The organism is Hyphomonas sp. (assembly GCF_013823385.1).
In the GTDB taxonomy this organism is placed as follows: Bacteria; Pseudomonadota; Alphaproteobacteria; order Caulobacterales; family Hyphomonadaceae; genus Hyphomonas.
Genome location: NZ_PNMA01000006.1, coordinates 142,624 through 152,396 on the forward strand (window position 1 = coordinate 142,624; position 9,773 = coordinate 152,396).

The 9,773-nt window shown below is 60.7% G+C and carries 10 protein-coding genes and 2 pseudogenes; 2 read left to right on the plus strand and 10 right to left on the minus strand.

The genetic code is table 11. The features are described from left to right. Positions 1-147 precede the first annotated feature (147 nt). The 10 genes and pseudogenes from C0456_RS06070 to C0456_RS06115 all read right to left on the minus strand — a co-directional run bounded on the left by C0456_RS06070 (position 148) and on the right by C0456_RS06115 (position 8,721). Positions 148-852 carry an IS6 family transposase gene (locus C0456_RS06070; protein ID WP_114106159.1) on the minus strand — a complete coding sequence of 235 codons (705 nt, stop codon included), beginning with the start codon at positions 850-852 and terminating at the stop codon, positions 148-150. A gap of 159 nt (positions 853-1,011) precedes the next feature. Then, positions 1,012-1,674: pseudogene (locus tag C0456_RS20885) on the minus strand (IS6 family transposase). A 237-nt stretch (positions 1,675-1,911) separates the two neighbouring features. Beyond that, a complete protein-coding gene (locus C0456_RS06085) occupies positions 1,912-3,048 on the minus strand; it encodes an ABC transporter permease (RefSeq protein ID WP_114106160.1) in 1,137 nt (378 codons plus the stop codon). Continuing rightward, positions 3,045-4,202, minus strand: coding sequence for an ABC transporter permease (locus tag C0456_RS06090; protein ID WP_114106161.1), 1,158 nt, complete (start codon positions 4,200-4,202; stop codon positions 3,045-3,047). The genes C0456_RS06085 and C0456_RS06090 overlap by 4 nt, the downstream gene beginning before the upstream one ends. A 9-nt stretch (positions 4,203-4,211) precedes the next feature. Next, a complete protein-coding gene (locus C0456_RS06095) occupies positions 4,212-5,285 on the minus strand; it encodes an HlyD family secretion protein (protein ID WP_114106162.1) in 1,074 nt (357 codons plus the stop codon). After that, positions 5,282-6,709: a TolC family protein gene (locus C0456_RS06100; protein WP_291049619.1), complete on the minus strand. Its 1,428-nt coding sequence runs from the start codon at positions 6,707-6,709 to the stop codon at positions 5,282-5,284. Before C0456_RS06100 ends, C0456_RS06095 begins: the two co-directional genes overlap by 4 nt. Then, positions 6,706-7,284 carry a TetR/AcrR family transcriptional regulator gene (locus tag C0456_RS06105; RefSeq protein ID WP_162786553.1) on the minus strand — a complete coding sequence of 193 codons (579 nt, stop codon included), beginning with the start codon at positions 7,282-7,284 and terminating at the stop codon, positions 6,706-6,708. Before C0456_RS06105 ends, C0456_RS06100 begins: the two co-directional genes overlap by 4 nt. 204 nt (positions 7,285-7,488) lie before the next feature. Next, a pseudogene (locus C0456_RS20890) lies at positions 7,489-7,608 on the minus strand (IS6 family transposase); the annotation flags it as partial. A gap of 47 nt (positions 7,609-7,655) precedes the next feature. Further along, on the minus strand, positions 7,656-8,360 hold the full coding sequence (locus tag C0456_RS06110) for an IS6 family transposase (RefSeq protein WP_114106164.1): 705 nt from the start codon (positions 8,358-8,360) through the stop codon (positions 7,656-7,658). 85 nt (positions 8,361-8,445) lie between these two features. Then, entirely contained in the window at positions 8,446-8,721 is a 276-nt protein-coding gene (locus C0456_RS06115) for a metal-sensitive transcriptional regulator (protein WP_114106165.1), read from the minus strand. A gap of 58 nt (positions 8,722-8,779) precedes the next feature. Between C0456_RS06115 and C0456_RS06120 the strand changes: the two genes are divergently transcribed. Both C0456_RS06120 and C0456_RS06125 read left to right on the plus strand, forming a co-directional pair. Continuing rightward, positions 8,780-9,202: a hypothetical protein gene (locus C0456_RS06120; protein WP_162786554.1), complete on the plus strand. Its 423-nt coding sequence runs from the start codon at positions 8,780-8,782 to the stop codon at positions 9,200-9,202. 108 nt (positions 9,203-9,310) lie between these two features. Further along, positions 9,311-9,773 (plus strand): copper-binding protein (locus C0456_RS06125; RefSeq protein WP_291049624.1); only part of this gene is annotated, 463 nt, incomplete at its 3' end.

The window sequence follows — 9,773 nt, forward strand, 5'->3', positions numbered from 1 at the left end:
CTGGCCAAAGGCCAGCCGATCAGGGGCAGCGCAAACGCAGCCCATACCGGATTGTTTTTAAAGGTTTCCCCGATCAAATCAGAAAATATCTGGCGGTGCTGTCAGACGAATGCGAACCCGTCTCTGATAGTCGCGCGCGAGCGGGCCTCAGGCTGCGAGAAGTTCCCGCCATTCGCGAAGGGCGGCGTCACGCAGCGATTTGAACCTGGCCCTCCCCTCGATGTTTCTTTGATGGTTGAAATGATTGTGCACAGACGAATGGACTGAAGCGAACTTTTGCAGACTTCGCATGCGCCTGAAACGAGACATCGCCCGCTCGCGTCTTCGAAAAGGTAGGTGCGAGTTCTCGGCCCGATTGTTGAGATGCCGGCCAGTTTCCTGGCGGTTCTCATTCCCAATGGCCTTCATCGCGGCCCGGTAGGATGGACACTTGTCCGTCACCACGACTTTAGGATTTCCATATCGTTTCATTGCTTTCTTGAGGAATTTCAATGCTGCAGCCTTGTCCCGCTTCTTCGTGACATAGGATTCCAGCACTTCCCCTTCATGATCCACAGCGCGCCAAAGATAATACCGTTCTCCCCGGATTTTGACGAAGACTTCATCCAGGTGCCACTGCCATTGGGGGCTACGTCGCATCGATTCCGATCGGCGTTTCCGGATTTTGTGAGCGAAGTATGTGCCGAAGCGGTCGACCCAGAGACGGACACTTTCGTGACAGACATCAATGCCACGCTCGTGGAGCAGGTCCTCGACATTACGAAGTGAGAGCGGAAATCGGACATACATCAGCACGGCGAGCTGAATGATTTCGTGTGATGTCTTGAAGTAGCGAAACGGATTTTGGGCCATTTCCCAAGGCTAACCGCCCTGCCCGCCTGGCTCAAGACCCGGTTCCGCTGACATCACCCCCCCTACAAATAACATTAAAATCAGAATGTTATGAGGATATCGTGGCGGTGTTGTCAGACTAACTCGAACCGGCCTCCGGATATCGCGGACGAGCGGGCGTCAGGCGACAAGCAGTTCCCGCCATTCGCGAAGGGCGGCGTCACGGCGGGCTTTGTAGTTTGACCGGGAGTAGAGACGCCTTTCGAGATTGAAGTGATTGTGTACGGAGGAATGGGTGGAGGCGAACTTCTGCAGACTTCGCATTCGCCGGAAGCGCGACATCGCCCGCTCTCGTCGTCGAATCGGAAGGTGTGAATTCTCAGACCGATTGTTCTGGTGCCGGCCTGTTTCCTGACGATCGGCATTACCGATCTCCTTCATGGCAGCACCATAGGATCGCAGCTTGTCTGTGACGATGACTTCAGGGTTTCCATACCGCTTCATCGCTTTCCTGAGGAATTTTAATGCTGCGGGCTTGTCCCGCTTCTTCGTCATATAGGCTTCCAGAACCTCGCCTTCGTGGTCGACTGCCCGCCACAATTAGTGCGTCTCGCCGCGGATCTTCACGGAGACCTCATCCAGATGCCAGCGCCATTGCTTCACCTGGCGCATCGCTTCTGACCTCCGCTTGCGGATCGTCCGGGCAAAGTAGATGCCAAACCGATCGACCCAGAAGCGCACACCTTCATGGCAAACGTCGATCCCGCGTTCATGCAGAAGGTCTTCGAAGTTCCGCAATGACAGCGGGAAGCGGACATAAATCAGGACAGCGAGTTGGGTGATTTCGGGCGACGTCTTGAATTACCGAAAGGGGTTCTTGCTCATTTTTCAAGGCTAACTGCCCTGCCCGGACGCCTCAAGACCCGGTTCCGCTAACATCATCATTTCGGGTGATGTCTTGAAGTAGCGGAAAGGTGATTTCGTCATATCATGAGGTTATTCGGCAGATTTGGCCACCTCAACCCCGGTTCCTTTGACACTACCGTCGCAACCTGAATATCCGGACTATTACTTCGATTGTCAAACCGGCGACAAATGAATCGCCGTCCTGAAACGATTGGATGACCGGCCGTAGCGAAACACGGCGATGAGCCCATACACCACCGTGAGCGCCAGAAGGTTCGCAAGCTCCGGCCATATGTCCCCGATAGATGCCCCCATCTGGTTGAGACCGATCATGGCATTAATGCCGGGTGTCGTCGGCAGCATCTTGCCTAGCCAAACGAGCGGTGCGGGCGTCGCTTCGATGGGCCATGACAACCCTGACAGGAAATAAATCGGCAGCGAGGTCAGTATCCATATCTGCAACGGTCGTTCCCGACTCCGGAAAAAACTCGAAAGCGCCAGCGCGCCTGCGACCGTCGCGGATACGAACAGCGCCCCGGCAACCGACAGGGCAAAGATATCCGCTCCCGCTCTCGGATAGTCCTGAAACCAGAAAACGAAGCCGGTAAAATACGCCACCTGAGCCGCGCCGAGGACAAAGAAGGCAAGCGCTATGCCGAGAAGGCCCGGCGGGCTCACATGGACCCAGCCTTCTTTCTCACGCAGGGTTGCCGCGAGCATGGCGAGCCCCATGAGCAGCGTCTGGTGTACGATCACGAACACGACGCCCGGAACCACCGAACTGCCATATCCCTCTCGCGTATTGAACAGGGGCCGGGAAATCACCGTCAGCGGCTGCGCCGCAGGGGCGCCGAGCATGCGCGCCTGATCGGTTGCGGCTTCCACGCCGACCGCGCCGAGCGCGGCGGCGACACCGCCGAGGGCCGTGCTGCTGCGCAGAAGGTAGGCGCCGTTTCCATAAAGGGCGACGCTGCCCTGCCCGCCGCGATGTACCTCATCCGCAAAGCCGGCAGGGATCAGCACGATCGCATCAATGCTTCCATCCTGCATCAGCGCCCTCGCTTCAGGCATGGAGCGGAGATGGGCGACGACCTCCGCCTGCTGAACGGCGCCGGCCTTGAGGGCGAGTGACCGGCTGGCGGCGGAATTGTCGAGATCGACAACCGCGACAGGCATGCGCGTCGCAACTTCGCCCGAGTAGGCAGACGGATAGAAGAAGGAATAGAGCAGAGTCGACACGACGAGGAGCAGCAGGGCCGGCCGGTCGGACCGGATCGCCCTGAAGGTCGCAATGAAGTAGCGGAGGATCATCGGCGTCCCCACACGGAGGGCTCGGCGGCCGCGCCGACATAGCGGGGCAGTCCGATTGCGACGCCCGGAATGAGGAAAAGCGCCATGCATCCGAGATGCGCCAGCGAAACCGCAAACGGGCTGTCCATGCTCCATTGTTCGGCAACCACCCTTGCGAACCATGTGTACGGAAGGATCGCGCTCCAGAAGCGGGCGAAGTCCGATGCCGCCTCGATCGGGAAAATGGCGCCCGCGAAGGCAAACGAGGCGCCTGCATAGAGCCCGGTGACCGAGAGCGATTGCATCATCGAGCGGGAGATGCCCACGATCAGCAGTGCCATGCCGGCATAGGCGAGGTACATGAGGAAATAGGCCGCCAGGATCGTCAGCACACTGCCATATACCGGCCAGCCGCGCAGGCCGGAAAGATAGGCGGTCGCCGCAAGGCCCCACACCATGAAGACCAGCACATAAGGCGCGACCTTCCCCGCAATCGCCAGCGCCACCGCACCGGAGCCGGAGAGCCACACCCCGATCGTGCCGTCACGCAACTCCCGCCCCAGCGCACTCGTCACCGCAACCATAAAGGCAAGATGCAGGAGCGCGGGATGCAGCAGGGAAATGAGCTGCAGTTCATAACTGCCCTGCGGGTTGAAGAGGATCGTGCTCTGCACGGAAACCGGGGCCGGACGCACGCTCCCCGCGGCCGCAAGCGCGGCCGTATGCTCTGCCGCAAGCCGAGCGGAGTGGTTCTGAATGACAGTATTGATGTCCCGCACTGCCGCACCGGACGCCGTCGAATAACTCGCATTGTAGAGCACTGTCACAGGCGCCGTGCCGCCCCTCTGGACGGCCCTGCCCGTCCCGTCAGGTATCAGGACGATGGCATAAGCCTTCTTTGAGCGGATGAATTGTTCTGCTGCTGCGATGTCCGGATTGCGGGCCGCAATCGTCAGCCCCGGCGCCGCTTCCAGGCCGGCAGTCAGTTCGCGCGAAACCTGCGTCCGGTCCTGATCGACGACGACAATCGGCAGGTCCCGCATGACGCCCGATGAAAGCTGCAGCGCGAGCACGCCCATCAGCGCGAGCGGGATCCATGTGACCATCGCCCGATCCCAGAAGCTGGACGCCAGGAAGGCGACTTCCCTTGTGAAGGCGCTGAAGAAGGCGCTCATCGTCCCGCCTCACTGCGGCCAGTCGAACAGGACCGTCATACCCGGCCTGAGGCCCTCGACGGCCTCCACTGGCGAAAGGCGCACCTCGAAGCTCTTGATGTCGAACCCGCTCGACTGCCGGGTTGCGCGCCATGTGGCGAAATCGCCCGCCGGCGCGATGAAGGTCACGCGAAACGAAGCCGCACGATTGCCGAGCGCGGGAACCCTGCCTCTGAACACGGCGCCCTGTTTCAGCCCGTGGAACTGGTCCTCGCGCACATAGACCGTCACCCATGGATCAGCGATCTCTGTGATCATGAAGACGGGAAAGCCCTGCGGAACGATTTCCCCGATCTGGGCGAGGCGCCGCCCCACTTCGCCATCGACCGGCGCGACCACGCGGGTTTCGGCCGCCGCCGCCTCGACTTCCGCGACGGCGCCGAGCGCCTGCTCCACCTGCCCGCTTGCGGCCAGACGGTCCTCTTCCCGCGCGCCGGCAAGCGCCTGGTCGTACTGCGCCCGCGCGGCCCGCTCGGCTTCCTTAGTGGCGACGGCATTGGCCTCGGCCTCGTCCCGATTCTGCCCGGCAATGACGCCTTCTTCATGAAGCCGCTGCATCCGCTCATAGGTCACCTGGGCAAGATCCGCCGCCGCTTTCGCCCGGCGCCACTGGGCCTCGGCGGCGCGGATATCCTCCGGCCGCGCCCCTTCCCTCGCCTTGCTCTCGACAGCCTGCGCGGCGGCGAGCGCGCCGCCCGCCTGCTGCGACCGCGCGGCCACCTCCGGACTGTCCACTGTATAGAGAATCTGGCCGACGGTGACATAGGCGCCCTCCTCCACATGGAAGGCCTCGATCCGGCCGGTCACCTTGCTCGCCGCGCGCACTTCGCGGGCATCGACCATGCCCTGCAACTGGTCCGGCACGGGCTTGTAGCTGAGCCAGAGGCCGGCGATCAGCAGTGCGGCAATGCCAGCCGCAATGCCGATGGGGACAAGCCGTTTCTTCAGCGTATGCTCACCGGGGGATGCCGGTGGCGAGGCCGGCACATCGCTCTCAGATTCATCCGTAACCGGACTATTTTCAGTTTCGCTGGCGTCACTCATGGCACGATCCTGTCAGCACGGTTCACATAATCCGCCATACGGTCCATCTGGCCGCTCACGGAAAGAAGGTCTGCAAGCGCGGTCACATAGTCATATGCCGCCTGCGCCTGCTGGATGCGTGCCCGGCCGATACCAAGCTGTGCATCGACCACATCGAGCGAAGTCGCCTGCTGCTCCCGATAGGCAATGCTCTGAAGACGGAGGTTTTCCTGCGCGGAGACAATAGCGCTTTCGAGCAGGAGGAAACTCCTGCGCGCGGCGTCCACCTCGAACCAGGCTTTCGTCACGCCGATGCCGATCTGCGTTTCGGTCTCGCGGGCGCCGGCAAGCGCCTGAGCGGCGGTCTGGCGCGCTGCGTCGATCGATGCGCCGCGATCGACACCCGAAAGGAATTTGTAGCGAAATCCCACGCCGAGCGTCCAGTCCGGGTCCGTCAGCAATGCGTCGCGCGGGGCGAAATTGTACTGGGCGAAGCCATAGACCTGCGGCTTGCGCTTCGCCTCCTCTATCCGGATGCCCGCTGCGGCCTCATCCCTGACGGCGCCCAGCCGCCGCAATTGCGGGTGCTGTCTGAGAGACACTGCCGTGAATTCCTCAAGAGGTTCCAGCGGCTTGGAGATGATAAACAGCGGGCTGACGGGGCGTACGCCGGAAGGAGACCGCAACAGGCCGGCCAGAGACGCATTCGCGGTCGCCAGCGCCGCGATGGCGTTCTGGTATTCCCGGGCCGCCTCGTCGCGCGCCACTTCCGCCTGCAGAAGCTGGGCACGGCTGGCGAAGCCTTCCTGTTCCAGCCGCGCGACATCTGACACATGGCGTTCCAGCCCGGCCAGCACATCGCGCCGGACTCCAAGCGCGCGTTCGGCGAGCTGCTGGCCATAGTATGCCTGAACCAGTTGAGAAAGGCCGGTGTCCGTAGCCAGATCCCGCTCCGCCTTCGCCGCGTTCAGCTGGGCGCGCGCGCCGGCACGCGTCGCGTCGATCTGCCCGCCCGTATAGAGGGGAAGTGTCGCCGTCGCGATCGGCCGCGTGACCGTCATCTCCTGCTTGAATCTGAGCGGGTCCGCAATGCCGAATTGCCCGGCGACCGGCGCGAGCGAACCGAGCGGAAGATAAAGCGTTTTCTGGTATTCCAGAAGCTGTACCTCAAGATCGACATCCGGCCGGCGCAGATGCCGCACCGATTGTTCCTGAGCCTCCCTGCTGCGGACATTTGCGCCCGCCGCCTCGATCGCATCCGAACGGTCGAGGAAGCGCTGCTGTGCTGCGAAATAGTCAAGCGATACCGGTTCCGCCTCCTGCGCCGCGGCCAGGCCCCAGGTGCCAAGAGAGGCGGCAAGAGAGAGGGCAGCGGCGAAACCGGCACGGCGCAGACCGGCCATCCTGCGGCCGCCTTCATTCCGGACATATCTGAAATCTCTCATACGTCACCCATTTTCATCGCGATATCAGTGATACGCCGGGCCATGGTCTGTGGGCGGACGGCCCCCTGCTCTGTTCTCAGCCAGCGCACGACGAGCCACATGATGCCGCCCGCCAGCACCCGTTTCCGGTCGCGCTCCGAAGCGGTCTGCCGCACACTGTGGTGAAATGCCGGCAGCATCATGCGATCGGCGACGATCTCCATGAGGGCGTCGAAGAAATCGGCACTGCCGGCGCCGTCGATCACCCGGCGGTAGAATGTCCGGTCCCGCCAGAGATGTTCGAGCACGGAGGCAGCCCGCGCCTCAAGCGCCTCGCGAGTATCCGTGGCCGTGGCCGTGGCGGGAAGTGCCACACGCGGATAGGCATCCGCCAGGCGGCTGAGCGCGGCGGCCCGTGTGGCTGCGGGGACATTCTCGAAATGCTGATAGAAAGTCGGCCGCGTGACACCCGCCGAATTGGCAATCTGCGTGATCGACACGTCCTCAACGGGCTTTTCCCGCACGAGGTCCGCCACGGCCCCGATCAGGGCTGCACGGCTCCTGCTGAATCTGGGATCGGCGGATCTTGCGGACATGGTCGCGGTTCCTGATAGCGGCTTGCTGCCCATATATGCATCTATTTTACATTTGTCAAATTGTTGACTGTCCGCATCGATCAGTTAAGATGAGCAAGACAATCCGCCGCCTGTTGTCAGAGGAGGGTCACTACCTTCTCAGCCGTTGGTGGGTGGTGTCAGACTAACTCGAACCAGTCTCCGAAATTCGCACGCGAGCGGGTGTCAAGCAACAAGGAGATCCCGCCATTCGCGCAGCGCGGCATCACGGCGGGCCTTGAAGTTTGTCCGGGAGTAGAGATGCCTTTCGAGATTGAAGTGGTTGTGTACGGAGGAATGGGTGCTGTCAGACGAATGCGAACCCGTCTCCGAAATTCGCGCACGAGCAGGTGTCAGGCAACAAGAAGTTCACGCCATTCGCGAAGGGCGGCATCTCGTAACGATTTGAACCTGGCTCTCCCTTCGATATTTCTCTGATGATTGAAATGGTTGTGCACAGACGAATGCGCTGAAGCGAACTTCTGCAAACTTCGTATACGCCGAAAGCGCGACATCACCCGCTCTCGTCGGCGGAAAGGCTGATGAGAATTCTCAGCGCGATTATTGAGATGACGACCCGTCTCGCGGCGATGTACGTTCCCGATCTCCTTCATTGCCGCGCCATAGGAGCGAAGTTTGTCAGTGACGATAACCTCAGGTTTGCCATACCGCTTCATCGCTTTTTTGAGGAATTTCAAGGCTGCAGCCTTGTCCCGCTTCTTCGTGACATAGGCCTCGAGCACTTCGCCCTCATGATCGACTGCGCGCCAGAGGTAGTGCGTCTCGCCTCGAATTTTCACGAACACCTCATCCAGATGCCAGCGCCATTGCGGGACCTGACGCATCGCTTCAGATCTCCGTTTGCGGATCTTGTTGGCGAAGTATGGTCCAAATCGATCGACCCAGAGGCGGACACTTTCGTGGCAGACATCGATGCCACGTTCATGGAGGAGGTCTTCGACATTACGCAGTGACAGCGGAAACCGGATATACAGCAGCACACCAAGCTGGATGATCTCGGGGGACGTTTTGAAGTACCGGAAGGGGTTCTGGGTCATTTTCAAAGGCTAACCGCCCTGCTCGGCCGCCTCAAGGGCCAGTTGCGCTGACATCACCCGCCTAAGGTTTGCTAAAGAAAACGCGTCAGCCACGATACTTCCCAAACAGATCGACCAGCTCAGAAAACTTCTGCCTCTGGCTCTCGACATCTCCATCCCGGATGGCCTCTTCCACGCAGTGCGCGGCGTGGTTCTTCAGGAGTTCGTCTTCAACCTTTCCGAGCGCCGCCTTGATCGCCTGGAGCTGCGTCAGGATGTCGATACAGTAGCGGCCGTCTTCGACCATGCCGGAGACACCGCGCACCTGCCCCTCGATTCTCTTCAGCCGGGTTACAACGGATTTAGACGGGGAATGATGCATTTGACATATACCTCTATGGGGTATAGATAGCCTCTTAGTTTCAATTGGTCAACGCTCCATGATGGGTTCGCTTCGCAACGCAATCATTGTCCTTACGCTGCTCGTGCTGGGCGGCGGGCATGCGGTGTGTGCTTGTGCAGCGGTGGCAGGCGCGCTGGCGGGACCAGACATTGCCGTTTCCGCACCTTCAGCCCACAACCACCACACTGCTGCAAATGATCTGTCGAAGGACCAGCACTGCAATAAGGGGTCTGAAGTTCCGGTCCGCGATTGCACCCATTGTGTGACCGTTGCGCTGCCCGGCGACGCGTCGCTGAAGGCGGTTAGTGGATTTCCCGCAGACGTCGCGTTTCTTCCGCCGATTCCGGAACTGAAATCAGACAGCCTGTTCAGGCTCGCCGATCTTAAGATAGAACCAGATATAGGGCCGCCCCGACCTCGATCGTCTCCCGTCACACTGAAAGTCCGCCTGCAGAATTGATCCTGCGATGACACTGTGCGTGCCTCGCGGCCGCCCAGCCTGTTTCATCCGTTCAGCGTGAGCGCCCCGCGCCCGCTCAACAATCATTCAATTCAAGGACTCTTCCAAATGAAGCTCTCCCACTCAATTCTCGCCGCTGCCGCTGTGCTTGCAGCTTCGCAAGCCTTTGCGCTTGAAGGCGACACTTCAGGTGCCGCGATGCAGCACTCAGACCATTGCGGCTTGCCGATGGGCGAAGGCACGGTGACTGCCCTCGACGTCAAAGCTTCCAAAGCCACGATCGATCACACGCCTATCGCCGCCCTCGACTGGGATGCCATGACGATGGACTTCAAGGCCGCCAAAGGTGTTGACTTGTCTGCTTTCGCAGCTGGCGAGCGCGTCCATTTCCTTCTGACTGAGGACACAAAATCAAAGTCTTACAGGATTGAAGCGATGTGCTCGCTCGACGCGCCGAAAGGCCTGCATGACGCCTGCATGGGTAAGATGCATGAGACGGCCATGGCGCTCGCGGCAGCCAGCGGCAAATCCTGCGACATGGGCGGCATGAATCATGGCGCAATGCCGGGAA